Genomic DNA, 16,885 nt, shown 5'->3' on the forward strand with positions numbered 1-16,885 from the left:
CGGGAGAGCCGCGGCAGTACGGCTGAGGCAGGAGAGGGGCCACGGTGCTGATCTTCGATGCGGATGACACGTTGTGGGAGAACAACGTGATCTTCGAGCGGGTCATCGACGAGTTCCTGGGGTGGATGACGCTTCCCGGGCTCGACCGGGACGAGGCGCGGGCGGTGCTCGACGGGATCGAGGCGGAGAATGCGCTGACGCACGGGTACGGCAGCAAGGTGTTCCTGCGGAGCCTGGGCGAGTGCGTTGCGCGGCTGCGGGGGCGGGCGGCGACGGCCGAGGAGTCGGCGCGGATCGCGGGGTGGGCGGCGGCCTTCGAGGTCGACCGGGTGGAGCTGATTCCGGGGGTGGCCGAGACGCTCGCGGAGCTGGCGCGGCGGCACGAGTTGCTGCTGCTGACCAAGGGGGCGCGCGAGGAGCAGGAGCGCAAGGTGGTGGCGTCGGGGCTGACGCGGCACTTCAAGGGTGTGCACATCGTGGCGGAGAAGGATGTGGCCACGTACGAGGAGTTGGTGCGCGCGTATGCGCTGGTGCCGGACGCGACGTGGATGATCGGGAATTCCCCGAAGTCGGACATTCTGCCGGCGCGGTCGGCCGGGCTGAACGCCGTGTTCATTCCGAACGACCACACCTGGGTGCTGGAGCACAGCGAGCTGGATCCGGCCGATGACAAGGTTCTGCGGCTGGCGGCGTTCGGGGAACTGGTGCGGCACTTCTGAACCGCCTCGGCCGCGGGGCGACTTCGTCGGCCGGTGTGTTGGTGGCGGATGCCGTTGCGGTGCGGCGGTGCGCCGGTACGGCGGTCCGTACCGGCGCACCGGCGTACCGGCGCACCGCAGCGGGCGGCGCTCGCCGGGGTGCGGCGGCCGGCGCCCGTTACAGCGGCTCGGCGTCGGTCAGTTCGCCGTCCTCCAGGGCCAGCCAGCGGGTGATCCCCAGTTCGCGCAGGAACGGCAGATCATGGCTGACGACCACGAGCGCGCCCTCGTAGGACTCCAGGGCCGTGACGAGGCGGCGTACGGAGGCCATGTCGAGGTTGTTCGTCGGCTCGTCCAGCATCAGGAGCTGCGGGGCCGGTTCGGCGAGCATCAGGGCGGCGAGGGAGGCGCGGAAGCGTTCGCCGCCGGAGAGGGTGCCGGCCTGCTGGTCGGCGCGGGCTCCCTTGAACAGGAAGCGGGCGAGCCGGGCGCGGATGCGGTTGTTGGTGGCGTCCGGGGCGTAGCGGGCGACGTTCTCGACGATGGTCAGGTCGTTGTCGAGGACCTCCAGGCGTTGGGGGAGGAAGCGGTAGGGGACGTGGGTGTGGGCGGTGCCGGACTCGGGTGGGAGCTCGCCTGCGAGGGTGCGGAGCAGGGTGGTTTTTCCGGAGCCGTTGGGGCCGGTGAGGGCGATGCGTTCGGGGCCGCGGACCTCGAGGTGGGCGTGGGCGCCGTGGCGGGCGGTGAGGTCGTTCAGGGTGAGGACCGTGCGGCCGGGCGGTACCGCGGTGTGCGGCAGGTCGATGCGGATCTCGTCGTCGTCCCGGACGGCTTCGGCGGCTTCGTCGAGGCGTTCCCTGGCTTCCTTGAGGCGTTCGGTGTGCATGATGCGGTGTTTGCCGGCGGATACCTGGGCCTCTCTTTTGCGCTCGTTCATGATGATCTTGGGTTCGCGCTTGTTGGCGGTCATCTTGTTGCCGTAGCGGACCCGGCGGGCCAACTTGACGTGGGCGTCGGCCAGTTCGCGTTTCTGGCGCTGGACGTCGGCCTCGGCGACCCGCACCATCCGCTCGGCCGCCTCCTGTTCGACGGCCAGGGCCTGTTCGTATGCGGTGAAGTTGCCGCCGTACCAGTGGACTTCTCCGTCGCGGAGGTCGGCGATGCGGTCGACGCGTTCGAGGAGTTCGCGGTCGTGGCTGACGACGAGGAGGACGCCGGACCAGCCGGTGACCGCGTCGTGGAGCCGCCGGCGGGCGGCGCGGTCGAGGTTGTTGGTGGGCTCGTCCAGGAGCAGGACGTCCGGCCTGCGCAGGAGGAGCGCGGCGAGCCGGAGCAGGACGGATTCGCCGCCGGAGACCTCGCCGATGGTGCGGTCGAGGTCGACGGCGGGGAGGCCGAGCTGGTCGAGGGTGGCGCGGGCGCGTTCCTCGACGTCCCAGTCGTCACCGATGGCGGTGTAGTGCTCCTCGCTCGCGTCGCCGTTCTCGATGGCGTGCAGGGCCGCGCGGGCGGCGGCGATGCCGAGCGCCTGGTCGACGCGGAGGTGGGTGTCGAGCGGGGCGTGCTGCGGGAGGTAGCCGACGTCGCCGGCGACCTTGACGCGGCCGGCGGTCGGGGTCAGTTCGCCGGCGATCAGCCTCAACAGGGTTGATTTTCCCGAGCCGTTGAGGCCGATGAGGCCCGTGCGGCCGGCGCCGACGGCGAGCTGGAAGCCGTCGTAGACGGGGGTTCCGTCGGGCCAGGCGAAGCCGAGGCCGGTGCAGGCGACGGAGGCCGCGGAGGCGGCGGGGGTGGGGGACTTTGACATACAGGTCTCCTGGTGCGCGGGATGAAGGTAAGGACTGCGCAGGGAGACACCGCGGGAGAACGTCGAGGTGCGCCGGAGTACGCCGAGGGGTACGCCGAGGTCGCGGACGGGCCGCGCGGTGCTCCTCATGACCCTGAACGGGTACGGGAGTTCCACCTTGCGCGGGCGCGGTGTCTCGGGACCTCAGACGAGCAACGGCCTTCTCCTGTCGGGCGGGGGGCGCCATGGCGGCGCGCGCTGGACCGGTATCGACCGTACGCGCACCGCCCCCGAAATGCAAACGCTATTTTGGTTGCGTTTACTGGTGGCGCAGCCGCACCCGGGCCGGTCCCGTCGCCTGGAGGGTGATGCCGGCGGCGACCGGCACCTCCTGGTCCACCGCCTCCAGTTCGCACGCCCGCAGCAGCGTCGCCAGCGCCAGCACCGACTCCAGCATCGAGAAGTGCTGCCCGATGCAGGCGCGGGGGCCGCCGCCGAACGGGAACCATGCGTAGCGGTGACGCGCCGCCTCGCGCTCGGGGGTGAAGCGGCCCGGATCGAAGCGCTCGGGGTCCTCCCACAGCTCCGGATCGCGGTGCGTGACCCAGGGCGCGACGACCACATCGGCGCCCGCCGGAATCGGGAATCCGCCGATCTCGGTGGCCTCGACCGCCCGGCGGCTGATGACCGGCGCCGCCGGGTACAGCCGCATCGACTCCTTGAGGGCCTGCGTCAGATACGGCAGCCGGTCCAGATCGGCGGCGGTGGGGACGCGGTCCCCCAGCGCCCGGTCGATCTCCTCCCGGACCCTTTGCTGCTCCTGCGGATGCCGGGCGAGGAGATGGAGGGTGAAGGCCAGCGAGGTCGCCGTGGTCTCGTGCCCGGCCAGCAGGAAGATCAGGACCTGCTCGCGGATCTCCGTCGCGTCGAGGGAGCCGTCCGCGTCGTTGCCGGCCCGGGTGAGGAGGGACAGCAGGTCCTCGCCCTCGACGGCACCGTCCGCCGGTGTCCCGGCCGCCGCCCGCCGCTCGGCGAGGATGCGGTCGCACAGCGCGTTCAGCTCGTCGGTGGCCGCCCGCGCCCGCCGGTTCCCGGGCGTGGGCCATTCACGCGGGAGCTTCACGGGTACGTAGGCACGGCTGACGACATAGGCGTTGATGACCGGTGCGCAGCGGTCGATGGCGTCCGCCGCGGCCGCCGCGTCCGTCCCGAACAGGATCCGGGAGACCGTGCCCAGGGCCAGCCGGTTCATCTCGCGTACGAGGTCGACGGTGCCGCCGTCCGCGGTACGCCAGCGGGCGGCGACGGCACCGGCCTCCGCGGTGACCGCCCCCGCATAGCCGTCGACCCGCCGCTTGGTGAACAGCGGCTGCACCAGCCGCCGCTGACGCAGGTAATCGCTGTCCTGGCTGGTGAGCAGGCCGTTGCCGAAGGACTGGCGGACCTCCTCGTACAGCGGGTGGTCCTTGCGGAAGCCGGCGGCCTCGGAGGCGAGGACCTGCTGGACGCCCTCGGGCGCGAAGACCGCGTGGAAGACGCTGCGCAGGCCGGGCGGGCCGGCCTGGAGGCGGACCACCTCGCCATGGGTGCGCCGGGCCCGTAAGAACGTGCCGAGGGAGTCGCGGCGCAGGTCGAGCAGCGAGCCGAGGAGGGGCAGGCCGGCCGGGCCGGGTGCGGCGGCGCGGGAGGCCGTGGGAGGAGTCATGACGCATTCCTGTCCAGCGGCGGCCCGGATATGGCACGTAGCATGGGCCGGATGATCACCAAGCGCTCCGGCCGGGCGGCCGGCGAGGCTCCCTGTCGTGTCACCGTCTGCCGCGGCTGCTGCTGCGGCGATCCGGCCAAGATTCCGGGCGTCGACCACAGCGGGCAGATACCGCGGCTGCGCGCGGCGCTCGCGGGCGCGGCGCCGGTGCGGGCCTCGGAGTGTCTGGACGTGTGCGACCAGGCGAACGTGGTCGTGGTCCAGCCGTCGGCGGCGGGGCGGGCGGCGGGCGGACGGCCCGTGTGGCTGGGGCTGGTCAACGACGACGACGCGCTGGCGGACATCGCCGCCTGGATACGGGCCGGGGGACCCGGGATCGCCGAACCGCCCGGGGTTCTCGATCTGTACGCGCTCACGGTGTCGCGGCGGGTCCGGGAGGGGCTGAAGGACTGAAGGACCGGTCCGGCAACCACCGCAACCGCATGCGTGGCCGGGCCGGGTCCGGCCGCGGGGCCGGGGGCCGGGGGCCGGACGCGCGCCGGTTACCGGAGTCTTACGGGCCCAGGGGCGATTGCCCGGCATGGCGTCCGGTGGTGTTGGCTGTCAGCATGATGTCCGCCGCATCCCCGCCGCCCGCGCCGGTTGCCCCGCACGGGCCGCCGCGGCGTGTCCTGGTCGTCGAGGACGATCCGACGGTCGCGGAGGTCGTCACCGGCTATCTCTCCCGCGCCGGGTACGTCACCGAGCACGCCGCCGACGGGTTCGCCGCCCTCGACCGGGCCGCGGCGTTCCGCCCGCATCTGGTCGTCCTCGATCTGATGCTGCCGGGCATCGACGGCCTGGAGGTGTGCCGGCGGCTGCGCCGGGCCGGTGACGGGCCGGCCGTCCCGGTGGTGATGCTGACGGCGCGCGGCGAGGAGGCGGACCGGATCCTCGGGCTCGAACTGGGCGCGGACGACTACGTCACCAAGCCGTTCAGCCCGCGCGAACTGGTCCTGCGGATCGGCTCGGTGCTGCGCCGGGCGGAGGCCGCGCCGCCGGCCGCCGGCCACGCCCCCGTCCTGCGCGCCGGGGACCTCACCGCCGATCCCGCGGCCCGCCGCGCCGACCGCGCCGGACGCGACCTCTCCCTCACCGCCCGCGAGTTCGACCTGCTGGTGTTTCTGCTGCGGAACCCGGGGCGGGTGTTCTCCCGGGAGGAGCTGCTGCACCGGGTGTGGGGCTGGGAGTTCGGCGATCTGTCGACGGTGACCGTGCATGTGCGCCGGCTGCGCGAGAAGATCGAGGACGATCCGGCGGCGCCGCTGCTGGTGACGACGGTATGGGGCGCGGGCTACCGCTTCGACCCGGCGGGGGACGGGCCGCAGGCATGACGGACGTGCGGACGAGGGTGGTCAGGGTGGCGGTCTCCCGGGCGGGCGACGAGGTGCGGGCATGACGGACTTCCTGGTCATCGTCGCGCTGGCGGCGCTCGGTGCGGCGCTCGTCGGGCTGCTGGCCGCGCCCGCCGTGCGGGTGCTGCGGCGGCGCTCCGTCGTGCTGTCGCTGTTCGCCGTGGCGGCGCTGGCGGTGGCCGCGATGGCGGCGGGCACCGTGGCGGTCGCCCAGGCGATGTTTCTGTCGGGGCACGACCTGGGCGTGGTGATGGCCGTGGTCGGTGTCTCCGGGGTGGTGTCGCTGGCCGCCGCGCTGCTGTTCGGGCGGCGGATCGCGGCGGGCAGCCGGGAGCTGGCCCGGTCCGCCCGTACGGTCGGAAGCGAGGGCGGATTCGCGGCGCCCGCCGAACCGCCGACGGCGGAACTGGCCGCGCTGTCACGGGCGTTGGAGGAGACCAGCGGACGGCTGGCGGCGGCGCGGGAGCGGGAGCGCACGCTGGACGCCGCGCGGCGGGATCTGATCGCCGGGATCTCGCACGATCTGCGGACCCCGCTCGCCGGTCTGCGGGCGATGGCCGAGGCCCTCGAGGACGGCGTCGCCGAGGACACCGGGCGCTATCACTCGCGGATGCGGATCGAGGTGGACCGGCTGGCGGCGATGGTCGACGACCTCTTCGAACTGTCGCGTATCCAGGCCGGTGCGCTGGCGCTGACGATGTCGCGGGTGTCGGTGTACGACCTGGTGGACGATGCGCTGGCGGGGGCGCGGCCGCTGGCGCGGGCGAGCGGGGTGCGGCTGGTGGACGGCGGGGTGGCGCCGCTGCCGGTCCGCGTCGATGCCCAGCAGATCACCCGGGTGCTGGGGAATCTGCTGGTCAACGCGATCCGCGCGACCCCGGCCGACGGTACCGTCGCGGTCAGCGCGCGCCATGAGGAGGGCCGGGTGGTCCTCGCGGTCGAGGACGGCTGCGGCGGCATCCCGCCCGAGGACCTGGCCCGGGTCTTCGAGACCGGCTGGCGCGGCGCCCCGGCCCGCACGCCGCGCTCCCCCGCTCCCGGCTTCTCCCGAGCGGGAGGTGCCCCCATCGGTGAGAGCGGCGCGGGGCTGGGGCTGGCGATCGTGCGGGGCATCGTGGAGGCGCACCAGGGCCGGGCCACGGTCCGTAACACGGGGGCGGGGTGCCGGTTCGAGGTGGAGCTGCCGGCCGCCGAGCCGCCCGCGGAGTCGCAGCCGGGGCCGCCCGCGGAGTGAGGGCCGGGGGAACGGGTCAGCGGGTCGGGGAGGCAGCGGGTCGGCGGTTCACGCGGCCCGCTTGCCCGCCCGCCACTCCGGCGCCAGCACCGACCAGATCTCCTCGTCGTGCCGCTGCCCCCGGTGCAGATGGCTCCCCCGCAGCACGCCGTCCCTCGTCATCCCGAGCCGCCGCGCCACGGCGATGCTGGGCGCGTTCGACGCCGAGACCCACCAGTCCACGCGGTGGATGCCCCGCTCCTCGACGGCCCAGTCGATGATCATCCGCGCGGCCCGGGTCACCAGCCCCTTGCCCACCGCCGACGGCTCCAGCCAGCAGCCCGCCTCAGCGGTGCCCTGCGCGACGTTCATCGTGCGGAAGATGACCGCGCCGACCAGTCGGCCGTCCGTCCAGATGCCGTGGATCCGACCGGTGTCGGCCGCGGTCTTCTCGGCGTACGCCTGGAGGAACGCCCGGCTCGACGCCAGGTCCGTGACGATGTCGGGCAGCGCGTTGTGCTGCCCGATGAACTCCCGGCCCCGGTTCATATGGGCCAGGAACTCCTCGGCCCGCCACGGCTCGAGCGGGCGCAGTTCGGCTCCGTCGTCGCCCAGGGATATCGCGTACATCGACACCTTCCACAGTCGGTCGCCACCGGCGCACAGGCGAACGCATGATCTCACGGACGGCTCCGGTGTTCGCCGCCTTCGGCCCGCGGACCGGGGGCACTTGCGGCGCCGGGCTCCTCGAAAGTGCCGCCGCGTTCGCCGCGGCGGCTCTCAGTGCCGGTTCCTGTCGTGCACCCACAGCGGATGTTCCCGCCGTGCCCACTGCGCGTCCACCGACCCGGTGCGCATCCCTCGCCGCGCCTCCGGGTCGCCGAACGCCCTCCACACATGGCCGGCGACGACGACGATCACCGCGAGGGCGAGCCAGTCGTGGACGAAGGTGGCGCCGGTGCGCCAGGCCAGCGGGGCGAGGTGCGTGAACCACATCAGCAGGCCGGTGCCCAACATGACCAGGACGGCGCCGGCGATCCATGCGGCGTAGAGCTTCTGGCCGGCGTTGAACTTGCCGGCGGGGCGGCCGGTGCGGCGGCGGCGCAGGGCGGAGTGCAGCCAGCGGCGGTCGTGCGGGCCGTAACGGTTGAGGCGGGTGAGGTCGGCGCGCAGGGCGCGGGAGGCGAGGCCGAGGAGGAGGGGAACGGGCAGGAGGATGCCGGACCATTCGTGGACGGTGACCATCAGGGCGCGGCGGCCGACGAGTTCGGCGAGGAAGGGCAGGTAGAGGCAGCCCGCGGTGAGGACGCAGACGGTCAGCAGGGTGGCGGTGGCGCGGTGCACCCAGTGTTCGGCGGGGGTGAAGCGGGGGATGCGGGCCGTGCCCGTGCCGTTCCCGGTGCCGCTCTCGGTGTGCTCAGCCGGTCGGGGCATCGTCACGTCCGTTCGAGCGGCCGACCCAGGCGTCGACGTCATAGCCGCGCTCCTCCCAGAATCCGGGTTCGACCCGGTCGGTGACGGTGATGCCGGAGAGCCATTTCGCCGACTTGTAGAAGTACATGGGGGCGACGTAGAGGCGTACCGGTCCGCCGTGGTCGTGGCCGAGGGGCTTGTCCTGCATGCGGAGGGCCACCAGGACGTCCTTGCGGCGGGCCTGGGCGAGGGTGAGGGATTCGCTGTAGGCGCCGTCGAAGCAGGTGAAGCGGACGGCCTTGGCGCGGGGGCTGACGCCGGCGGCGTCGAGGAGGGTGGACAGGCGTACGCCTTCGAAGGGGGTGCCGGGCACCCGCCAGCCGGTGACGCACTGGACGTCGTGGACGATCCGGGTCTGCGGGAGCCGGCGCAGGTCGGCGAGGCGGTAGCTGGTGCGGTGGCGTACCAGGCCGTCGATGGTGAGGCGGTAGGTGCGCTCGTCCTTGTGCGGGACGGAGCCGGTGACGGAGTAGTAGCGGAAGCCGCCGCCGGCGGGGAGCAGGCCGGAGATTCCGGTGGGGTCGTTCCGGGCGGCGGCGCCGATGGTGTTGTCGTAGGCGCGCTGCAGGAGGGGGGCGGCGGCGACGCCCGCGGCGCCGGCGGCGAGCATGCCGAGCACCACGCGGCGGCCGACGGGGGTCCCGCGCCGGTCCGCACCGCTGCCGTCGTCGTCCGCCGCGCGGGGCGGAATCGCATCGTCCGTGTTCACCCTTGGATTCGAACACCGGAGGGCGGCCGGGGCCAGTGCCGCGGCCCCGGCGTCAGACTTTCGTCATCCGTGGCCGGCGGCGCTCGCGCAGTGGCCGCCGCTCTCCCGCGGGAGGTCGAGGGCGGGGTTGCGGTCGAAGAAGCCGGTGGGGCGGAGGGTGAAGCCGCAGCGGTCGACGGGCATGACCGGCCAGTCCTCCAGGCGCGGGAGGTGGGTGGGGCCGAAGGTGTGCCAGAGGGTGAGTTCGGTGGCCAGGAGGGATTCGCCGGGCCGGGACCACTCGAGGACGCCGGCGCCGCCGGGGTGCTGGTTGGGGTAGTCGCCGTCGGGGAAGCGGCGTTCGGGGCGGGCGCGGGTGACCCAGAGGTGGCGGGTGGCGTAGCCGACGCGGCGGGCGGCGGAGGAGCCGGGGCGGGCGAGGAGGGTGGGGGCGGGCTGAGGGGTGAGGGTGTAGGCGACGGGGCGGCCCATGCGGTTGTGGGCGGCGGGGTTGGTGATCGCCCAGCGGCGGCCGGCGGCGGCATCGGCGAGCCGGCCCGACTCGGCGGAGTCGGCTATGGGTGTGGCGCGGGTGGTGAAGGCGTTGCCGTAGGGGTTGTCCGGACCCGTCGGGAGCGGTACGACGTCGATCTCCTCGACGGTGTTGGCGTGGCCGTCCACCGCCGGGTCCAGCCGGGCGCAGAAGAGGTGCTGGTGGAAGGGCGCCTGGAGGCCGGGGGCGACCTCGGTGGCGTAGCCGGTGTGCTCGCCGGGCACGGTGGCGGTGGTCTGCAGCAGGCCGGTGGACTTGGCCTCGAACTCGAGGGTGCCGTCCTGGTAGAGGTACCAGTAGAAGCCGTAGTCGTAGTTGCCGAGGGTGGCGATGAAGGAGATGACCAGGCGGCGGGAGCGGCGGCTCTCGGCGGCGAAGTCGTCGAACATGTTGGTGTGCTTCCACAGGAGGCCGTGGTCCTCCTCGTGGATGCAGATGGCGTTGGGGAGCGTCTGCGGGGCGCAGTGGTCGTCGGCGACGACGGCGTCGAGGTAGCGGATCTCGCCGAGGCAGTCGCAGCCCAGGCGCAGGGCGTTGGCTTGGCGGCCGAGGGTGTATTCGCCGACGTCGAGGTAGCAGACCCAGTTGCGGGAGGCGTCGGGATCGGCGTAGGGGACGGCCATTTCGGCGAGCGAGGCGCGGTGCAGTACGGGGCGCGGCCGGTCGCCGTCGCGGTGGGAGAGCTGGTGCAGGACCAGGCCCTCGCGGGCGTTGAAGTCGATCCGCAGCTGCCAGTTCTGCCAGGTGAGGACCGGTCCGTCGAGGGTGAAGGAGGGGCCGTCGGGCTGGGTGATCTCCAGCGGTTTGAGGTCGGTGCGGGGCGGGCCGGTGAACTCGGCCTCGTAGCGGCCGCATTCGGCGGGGACGGGGACCGGGCCGGTGTCGATGAGGCGGATGACGCGGCCTTCGGTGAGGTCGACGTCGGCGACCAGGCCGGCGACGGGGTGCGCGAAGGGGTTGTCGGTGGTGTCGCAGCGCAGGAAGGTCAGGGCGCGCAGCATCCGGCGGCCGCGTTCCGCCTCGACGGCGAAGTTGCCGGCCGCGAGGCCTGCGCAGATGACCGGGCCGGTGTCGGTGATGCCGCGTTCGGCCATGGCCGTGCGCCAGCCCGGGTCGGCCTTGACGATCGCGTCGCAGCGCTCGTACTCCTCGACCAGGATCGGCGGCCGGCCGTCGGTCTCCGGGTCGAGTGCGCGGTAGGTGAGCAGGGTGCGGGCGGTGACGTCGACCAGGGCTTCGTGGCCGGTGCCGGTGGCCGGTTCGAGGAGGGTGACGCGGAGCCGGCGGACGACGGGGGTGCCGGGGAGGTGCGCGGTGACGGTGTGCCGGTCCGGCTCGTCGAGGAGGACGAGCGGGTACCGGGTGGTCTCCCCTGCCTTGCCGGCCTCTTCCAGGACGGCGCGGGCGGTGGCTATCTCGTCGGCGGTCAGCGGGTCGAGCGGGTGGGCGGCGGTCATGGGCGGCTCTCCTTGTGCGGGGCGGGGGCGTCCGCGCCGCCGGGGGCCGAGGCGCCGGCCGCCTTGTCCAGCTGGAAGGCCTCGTTGCCCAGCCCGATCCGGGCGTGCACCGCCGGCTTGCGGGCGCGCAGCAGGCTGCCGTGGACGAGGCCGATGACGGCGGCGACCCCGATGAGGGAGGGCAGCAGCCAGCCCAGTACGGAGCCCTCCCCGGCGTCGACCAGGATGTCGAAGTCCTTGACGCCGTAGACGAGTACGGCCAGCAGGGCGAGGGCGGCGAGCCCGGAGGCCGTCAGCCGGCCGGCCTGGGCGCGGCCCGCTCCGCGGCGTACGAAGAAGACGATGACGGCGAGGGAGGCGGTGGCCATCAGCAGGATCACGCCGAACGCGCCGATGTTCCCGGCCCAGGCGGACAGGTGGATGACGGGGGCGGTGGGGTCGCCCGCGGGCTTGTCGTCGCTGACGGCGAAGGCGGTGACGACGACCAGCGCGAGAACGGTCTGGAGGAGGGAGCCGAGCGCGGGGGCGCCGCTGGCCTTGGCGGTACGGCCGAGCGGGGCGGGCAGCAGGCCCTCGCGGCCCATCGCGAAGGCGTAGCGGGCGACGACGTTGTGGCAGCTGAGCATCGCCGCGAAGATGCCGGTGACGAAGAACAGATGCAGGACGTCGGTGAAGAGGGTGCCCAGGCGCTGTTCGGCCAGGGTGAAGATCAGCCCGGGGCCGTGTTCGCCGGCGGCGGCCACGACGTGGTCCGGGCCGGTGGCGACGCCGATGAGCCAGCAGCTGAGGGCGAAGAAGACCGCGACGAAGCCGACGGTCAGGAACATCACGCGGGCCACGACGGTGCCCGGCCGGCTGGTCTCCTCCGCGTAGACGGGGGCCTGTTCGAAACCGACGAAGCCGGTGACCGCGAAGCACAGGGAGGTGCCCAGGCCCGCGCCGCCGAGGGTGGCGGGGTCGAAGGCGTGCAGGGACAGGCCCTGCGGTCCGGGCTGGGCGGCGAAGCCGAGATCGAAGATGACGATCATGACGACCTCGAGGAGCAGGAGGACGCCGAGGACCTTGGCGTTGAGGTCGATCTTCAGGGCGCCGAGCGCGCCGACGACGGCGACGCCCAGCAGCGCGGGGATCCACCAGGCGACGGAGGCACCGAGATACCGCTCCAGCAGCGCGGAGACCTCGAAGCCGAACATGCCGTAGATGCCGGTCTGCATGATGCTGTAGGAGACGAGCGCGACGAAGGAGGCGCCGGCGCCGACCGTACCGCCCAGGCCGCGGGCGATGTAGGCGTAGAACGCACCGGCGTTGTGGACGTGCCGGCTCATCTCGGCATAGCCGACGCTGAACAGCGCCATCACCACGCCCAGGGCGACGAACAGCAGCGGCTGCCCCACGATCCCCATGACCTGGTACGTGGTGACCATGATGCCGGCGACGACCATCAAGGGGGCGCTGGCGGCCAGCACCGACAGCAGCAGGCCCGGCGTGCCGATCCGGTCGGCCCGCAGCGCGCGTTCGGTGCCCTTGAAGGTGCGGATCGCACCGCCGGGGCCGGTCGTGCGCCCGGGGCCGGCGGTGGCGAGGGCGCTGTTCGTCTTTCCCGAACTGCCGATCGGCATGGCGGGGTTGTCCTTTCCAGGGAAGGGGGTTGGGGTCAGGTGGCGCCGAGGGCGGCGGCGCGGGCGGCCTTGAACGCCTTGACGGGGTGGCGGCCCGCGTACGACCACGGTTCGGGGGTGACGTGGTTGCCGATGCGGTGGAAGAGCGCGGCCGCCTCGGCCATCCGCCCCTCGTGGAACTTTGCGTGTGCGAGGAAGTTGAGGTCGACCTTGGAGCGCGGGTGGTCCTCACCCTCCCACTCCAGCCACCAGTCGAAGGCGGCCTTCATGGCCTGGCGGGCGCGCCGGGTGGACCAGTGGCCGGAGGCGGCGGGGTCGGCGGGCTCCAGGCCGTGGGCGACCAGGACGCGGTAGCGCTCGGCGTGCGCGATGACGGGGAGGACGGCCAGCGGGGAGTCGGCCGGGGCCTGTTCGGCGGCCCAGGCGGCGAAGTCGTAGACCTGGTGCAGGGGGTCGTCGCGGTCGCCCTCCTGGAATTCGGCGAGGCAGGCCGTCATGAGGTGGTGTGCGTGGTGATGGTCGGGGTGGCGGGCCCGTATCCGGTCGAAGGCCTGCTCGCGTTCGTCGACGGTGCCGGTGTGGCGGGCGAGGAGCAGCGTGCCGAGCCAGGGGGTGGGGTCGGCGGGCAGCATGGCGGCGGCGGTTCGGCAGGCCTCGGCGGCGGCCTGGATGCCGCCCTTGCCGGCCAGCGCGAGGTGGACGGTGGCGCAGGCCAGCAGGGTGGCGGCGTCGCCGCTGTCCGGTTCGGCGAGCTGCCAGTCGCGGGCCCAGGCGGCGCAGCCCGGCGCGGTGCCCAGGACCGTTAATCGGTGGCCCCGCAGGTCCCATTCCTCGCTGGTCTCGGCGAGCAGGGTGCGCACCTCGCCCCACCGGCCGTGGGTCAACGCCGTTGCCGCGGAGGCCAGTTCGGCGTCGTCCAGGATCGGGGTGAGGGCCGGGGTGTCCTTGCGGCGGGAGCGTCCCAGCGGAGATGACGGGCGCGGGTTCATGGACCGGGGCACTCCATGCCGCGCTGCACCGATCTTCCACCTCGCTGTGTCGTCCGGGCGCACCGTGTCGCCCGGGGGAACCGTGTCGTCCGAGTGGGAGCGGACCGGGTCTGCGCGCGTAGCACGTCAGCGGAAAGTGGTCTGGTCCACCGCGGGAATTTCACGCACAGCAAAGCGTTCCGCACAGCTTCGCGTCAAGGCCGGAAAGGGAATGGCTGGATCCACGCCAAGTCCCCTTCCGGAACACGATATTGACCGATCGTCGACCGGAATCGACCGCGTTTTACTTCCTCTTAGGAAACCGCCCCGGCCGCCGCCCGCCCCGCCGCGCGCCCCGAGAAGAGACAGCCGCCGAGGAAGGTGCCCTCCAGCGAGCGGTAGCCGTGCACCCCGCCGCCGCCGAATCCCGCCGCCTCCCCCGCCGCGTACACACCGGGCAGGGGCTCGCCGCCCTCGGTCAGCACCCGCGAGGACAGATCGGTCTCCAGGCCGCCGAGCGTCTTGCGGGTGAGGATGCTGAGCCGTACGGCGATCAGCGGGCCGGCCCCGGGGTCGAGCAGGCGGTGCGGGGCGGCGGTGCGGATCAGCCGGTCGCCGAGGTATTTACGGGCCCCGCGCATCGCGGTGACCTGGAGGTCCTTGGTGAAGGGGTGGGCGATCTCGCGGTCGCGCGCGACGATCTCGCGGCGCAGCTCGACCTCGTCGATCAGCGGGTCCTCGGTGAGGGCGTTCATCCGCCGCACGAGAGTCGTCAGCGACCGTTCGACGATGAAGTCCGCACCGTGGTCCATGAACGCCTGCACCGGCCCCGGCGCCCCGGCCCTGGCCCGCCCCAGTACGTCGCGCACGCTCTTGCCCGTCAGATCCGGGTTCTGCTCGGAGCCGGAGAGGGTGAACTCCTTCTCGATGATCTTCCGGGTGAGTACGAACCAGGTGTAGTCGTAGCCGGTCCGCATGATGTGCTCGAGCGTGCCGAGGGTGTCGAAGCCGGGGAACAGCGGCACCGGCAGCCGCTTGCCGCGGGCGTCCAGCCACAGCGGGGAGGGGCCGGACAGGATCCGGATGCCGTGCATCGGCCAGATGGGGTTCCAGTTCTCGATGCCCTCGGTGTAGTGCCACATGCGGTCGCGGTTGATGATCCGGCCGCCGGCCGCCTCGGTGATGCCCAGCATCTTGCCGTCCACATGCGCGGGCACCCCGGACAGCATCCGCTCGGGGGCCGTGCCCAGCCGCTCCGGCCAGTTGGCGCGGACGAGATCGTGGTTGCCGCCGATACCGCCCGAGGTGACGATCACGGCCTGCGCCTTGAGCTCGAAGGCGCCGGTGACCTCCCGGCTGCTGGGCGTGCCCCGCTCGGCACCCGAGGGCGCGAGGATCTCCCCGCCGACGGTGTCCACGTTCCCCGCGCTGCGCGAGAGCCCGGTGACGCGGTGCCGGAAGCGCAGCTCCACCAGTCCGCGCGCGACCCCGGCCCGCACCCGGCGCTCGAACGGCGCAACGAGGCCGGGCCCGGTACCCCAGGTGACGTGGAAGCGGGGGACGGAGTTGCCGTGCCCGGTCGCGTCGTAGCCGCCGCGTTCGGCCCAGCCGACGACGGGGAAGATCCGTACGCCCTGCCGGTGCAGCCACGCGCGCTTCTCACCCGCCGCGAAGTCGACGTACGCCTCGGCCCATTTGCGCGGCCAGTGGTCCTCGGGCCGGTCGAAGCCGGCGGTGCCCAGCCAGTCCTGCCAGGCCAGCTCGCGGCTGTCGCGGATGCGCAGCCTGCGCTGTTCGGGGGAGTCGACGAGGAAGAGGCCGCCGAAGGACCAGTGGGCCTGACCGCCGAGGGACTGCTCGGGCTCCTGGTCGAGCAGGATGACCTTGCGCCCGGCATCCACCAGTTCCGCGGTGGCCGCCAGTCCCGCCAGGCCCGCCCCGATCACGATCACATCAGCGTCGTACGCCATCTCAGCTCTCCTCGCCGGTGCCCGCCGGACGCCCCGGCCGCCGTGGTGCACACGATCCTTGGCGCGCCGGACCATGCCGTCAACCCTTTGTTACCCGGTGGTACAGGCGGGTGCGCGCAAGAATGGTGGGTGTTGAGGGCCACCCAGGGCCGTCGCCGGCCGACTGTCCTCAGGCGCAATCCCCCGCCCCCGCGCGATACGAGGAGTGCGACGTGACGGTGATTCTGCTCGCCCTTGGGGCGGCCTGCTGTCTGGGACTGGGCTTCGTCTTCCAGCAGGAAGCGGCGCAGCACGCCCCGCCCAAGGACTACCTCTCCCTGCGCCTGCTGCTGGACCTGGTGCGGATGCCGCGCTGGGTGGCCGGTATCGCGCTCTTCATCGTGGGCATGGCACTCGGCGCGCTGGCGCTGGGAATGGGTGACATCACTCTGGTGGAGCCACTGCTGGCGACGAATCTGCTGTTCGCGATGGCGCTGGCCCGGCGGCTGAGCGGACAGCGGCTCGGGCGCAGCGGCTGGGCGGGGCTGTGGCTGCTGGCGGGCGGGGTGACGGCGTTCATCGTGGCCGGGCAGCCGCACGGCGGCACCAGCGAGGCCGGGCGGCCCGCCCAGTGGCTGATCATGGGCATAGTGCTGGCGACCGCCCTGGTGCTGGCGGCCGTCGCCAAACGCGAGCGGGTGCACGTCAGCCTGGAGGCGGCGCTGCTGGGCGTGGCGGCCGGGCTGTTGTACGGACTGCAGGACGCCCTGACCCGGATCAGCGGCGAACGCTTCGGGCAGGGCGGCTGGGCCGGCCTGCTGATCAGCTGGCAGCCGTACGCCATCCTCGTCCTCGGCATCCTGGCACTCGTGATGGTGCAGAGCGCCTTCGAGACCGCACCGCTGCGGATGTCGCTGCCCGCACTGACCGCCGCCCAGCCGCTGGCCGGGATCGCCTGCGGGGTGGGCTTCCTGGGCGACCAGCTGCGGGTGACGCCGGGCGCGCTGGCCTGGGAGGCGGCCGGGATAGTGGCCGTGATCGCGGGGATCGTCCTGATCGGCAGCCATCCGGCAATGCCGCCCGGGGCCGGCAAGGCCGACCCCGTACGGGAGCTGCAGCCGTATTGAGGCGCCCCCACCAACGCGGTGGGGGCGCCCTACGTTTTCGCTGCGCTTTGCTTGGGCCCCACGTTTTTGGCTTTCCCGCCGTGGTGGTTGTTCGCCGTTTCGCCTGCGGCCCGTTCGCTGCGCTTTGCCGTGGCCGTACGTTGTCGGCTTCCCCGCCGTAGGGCTTTCTCGCCGTTGCGCCTGCGGCGGGCTGGTTGCCGCTGCGCGGGGCTGTTCGGCAGCGGCACCGGGCCTACACGGCTCCGCCGCTACGAC

The 16,885-nt window shown here is 73.1% G+C and carries 14 protein-coding genes; 5 read left to right on the forward strand and 9 right to left on the reverse strand.

Annotation, left to right across the window (positions count from 1 at the left end):
- Positions 1-44: 44 nt before the first annotated feature.
- Positions 45-719, forward strand: coding sequence for an HAD family hydrolase (locus ACIGWZ_RS20095; RefSeq protein ID WP_400066409.1), 675 nt, complete (start codon positions 45-47; stop codon positions 717-719).
- Positions 720-876: 157 nt separating this feature from the next.
- Here the strand turns inward: ACIGWZ_RS20095 and ACIGWZ_RS20100 are convergent, their stop codons facing one another.
- Together ACIGWZ_RS20100 and ACIGWZ_RS20105 are read right to left on the reverse strand one after the other, a co-directional pair.
- The gene (locus ACIGWZ_RS20100) at positions 877-2,505 is read right to left on the reverse strand and encodes an ABC-F family ATP-binding cassette domain-containing protein (protein WP_400066411.1); all 1,629 of its coding nucleotides are present in this window, start codon (positions 2,503-2,505) and stop codon (positions 877-879) included.
- A 298-nt stretch (positions 2,506-2,803) separates the two neighbouring features.
- Complete coding sequence (locus ACIGWZ_RS20105; RefSeq protein ID WP_400066413.1) at positions 2,804-4,189, reverse strand: cytochrome P450; 1,386 nt, start codon at positions 4,187-4,189, stop codon at positions 2,804-2,806.
- Between the two features lie 51 nt (positions 4,190-4,240).
- Here ACIGWZ_RS20105 and ACIGWZ_RS20110 point away from each other — a divergent pair, with 51 nt between their 5' ends.
- From ACIGWZ_RS20110 to ACIGWZ_RS20120, 3 genes are all read left to right on the forward strand, one after another.
- The gene (locus ACIGWZ_RS20110; protein WP_400066415.1) at positions 4,241-4,642 is read left to right on the forward strand and encodes a (2Fe-2S) ferredoxin domain-containing protein; all 402 of its coding nucleotides are present in this window, start codon (positions 4,241-4,243) and stop codon (positions 4,640-4,642) included.
- Positions 4,643-4,800: 158 nt separating this feature from the next.
- Positions 4,801-5,562 (forward strand): response regulator transcription factor, encoded by a 762-nt coding sequence (locus ACIGWZ_RS20115; protein WP_400066477.1) that lies wholly within the window; start codon positions 4,801-4,803, stop codon positions 5,560-5,562.
- 61 nt (positions 5,563-5,623) lie between these two features.
- On the forward strand, positions 5,624-6,817 hold the full coding sequence (locus tag ACIGWZ_RS20120; protein WP_400066417.1) for a sensor histidine kinase: 1,194 nt from the start codon (positions 5,624-5,626) through the stop codon (positions 6,815-6,817).
- A 48-nt stretch (positions 6,818-6,865) separates the two neighbouring features.
- Here the strand turns inward: ACIGWZ_RS20120 and ACIGWZ_RS20125 are convergent, their stop codons facing one another.
- From ACIGWZ_RS20125 to ACIGWZ_RS20155, 7 genes are all read right to left on the reverse strand, one after another.
- A complete protein-coding gene (locus tag ACIGWZ_RS20125; protein WP_400066419.1) occupies positions 6,866-7,426 on the reverse strand; it encodes a GNAT family N-acetyltransferase in 561 nt (186 codons plus the stop codon).
- 150 nt (positions 7,427-7,576) lie between these two features.
- Positions 7,577-8,230, reverse strand: a complete 654-nt coding sequence (locus ACIGWZ_RS20130) for a cytochrome b/b6 domain-containing protein (protein WP_400066421.1) — start codon at positions 8,228-8,230, stop codon at positions 7,577-7,579.
- Entirely contained in the window at positions 8,214-8,960 is a 747-nt protein-coding gene (locus ACIGWZ_RS20135; RefSeq protein ID WP_400066479.1) for a molybdopterin-dependent oxidoreductase, read from the reverse strand. The genes ACIGWZ_RS20130 and ACIGWZ_RS20135 overlap by 17 nt, the downstream gene beginning before the upstream one ends.
- A gap of 81 nt (positions 8,961-9,041) precedes the next feature.
- Positions 9,042-10,967, reverse strand: a complete 1,926-nt coding sequence (locus tag ACIGWZ_RS20140; RefSeq protein WP_400066423.1) for a primary-amine oxidase — start codon at positions 10,965-10,967, stop codon at positions 9,042-9,044.
- Positions 10,964-12,586 (reverse strand): APC family permease, encoded by a 1,623-nt coding sequence (locus ACIGWZ_RS20145; RefSeq protein WP_400066425.1) that lies wholly within the window; start codon positions 12,584-12,586, stop codon positions 10,964-10,966. Before ACIGWZ_RS20145 ends, ACIGWZ_RS20140 begins: the two co-directional genes overlap by 4 nt.
- A 35-nt stretch (positions 12,587-12,621) precedes the next feature.
- Positions 12,622-13,575 (reverse strand): hypothetical protein, encoded by a 954-nt coding sequence (locus ACIGWZ_RS20150; protein ID WP_400066427.1) that lies wholly within the window; start codon positions 13,573-13,575, stop codon positions 12,622-12,624.
- A gap of 293 nt (positions 13,576-13,868) precedes the next feature.
- Positions 13,869-15,524 carry an FAD-binding dehydrogenase gene (locus tag ACIGWZ_RS20155; RefSeq protein WP_400066430.1) on the reverse strand — a complete coding sequence of 552 codons (1,656 nt, stop codon included), beginning with the start codon at positions 15,522-15,524 and terminating at the stop codon, positions 13,869-13,871.
- Between the two features lie 212 nt (positions 15,525-15,736).
- On the opposite strand from ACIGWZ_RS20155, the gene ACIGWZ_RS20160 reads away from it, so the two are divergent.
- Positions 15,737-16,630: a DMT family transporter gene (locus tag ACIGWZ_RS20160; protein WP_400066432.1), complete on the forward strand. Its 894-nt coding sequence runs from the start codon at positions 15,737-15,739 to the stop codon at positions 16,628-16,630.
- The last annotated feature ends 255 nt before the right edge of the window (positions 16,631-16,885 follow it).

The sequence above is a fragment of the Streptomyces sp. NPDC053427 genome, from assembly GCF_044544985.1.
Classification (GTDB): Bacteria; Actinomycetota; Actinomycetes; order Streptomycetales; family Streptomycetaceae; genus Streptomyces.

Coding starts and splice junctions, on each gene's coding strand:
- ACIGWZ_RS20130 (WP_400066421.1), bottom strand. CDS start 8,230: ATGCCCCGACCGGCTGAGCACACCGAGAGCGGCACCGGGAACGGCACG.
- ACIGWZ_RS20115 (WP_400066477.1), top strand. CDS start 4,801: ATGTCCGCCGCATCCCCGCCGCCCGCGCCGGTTGCCCCGCACGGGCCG.
- ACIGWZ_RS20150 (WP_400066427.1), bottom strand. CDS start 13,575: ATGAACCCGCGCCCGTCATCTCCGCTGGGACGCTCCCGCCGCAAGGAC.
- ACIGWZ_RS20100 (WP_400066411.1), bottom strand. CDS start 2,505: ATGTCAAAGTCCCCCACCCCCGCCGCCTCCGCGGCCTCCGTCGCCTGC.
- ACIGWZ_RS20120 (WP_400066417.1), top strand. CDS start 5,624: ATGACGGACTTCCTGGTCATCGTCGCGCTGGCGGCGCTCGGTGCGGCG.
- ACIGWZ_RS20125 (WP_400066419.1), bottom strand. CDS start 7,426: ATGTACGCGATATCCCTGGGCGACGACGGAGCCGAACTGCGCCCGCTC.
- ACIGWZ_RS20105 (WP_400066413.1), bottom strand. CDS start 4,189: ATGACTCCTCCCACGGCCTCCCGCGCCGCCGCACCCGGCCCGGCCGGC.
- ACIGWZ_RS20155 (WP_400066430.1), bottom strand. CDS start 15,524: ATGGCGTACGACGCTGATGTGATCGTGATCGGGGCGGGCCTGGCGGGA.
- ACIGWZ_RS20110 (WP_400066415.1), top strand. CDS start 4,241: ATGATCACCAAGCGCTCCGGCCGGGCGGCCGGCGAGGCTCCCTGTCGT.
- ACIGWZ_RS20145 (WP_400066425.1), bottom strand. CDS start 12,586: ATGCCGATCGGCAGTTCGGGAAAGACGAACAGCGCCCTCGCCACCGCC.
- ACIGWZ_RS20140 (WP_400066423.1), bottom strand. CDS start 10,967: ATGACCGCCGCCCACCCGCTCGACCCGCTGACCGCCGACGAGATAGCC.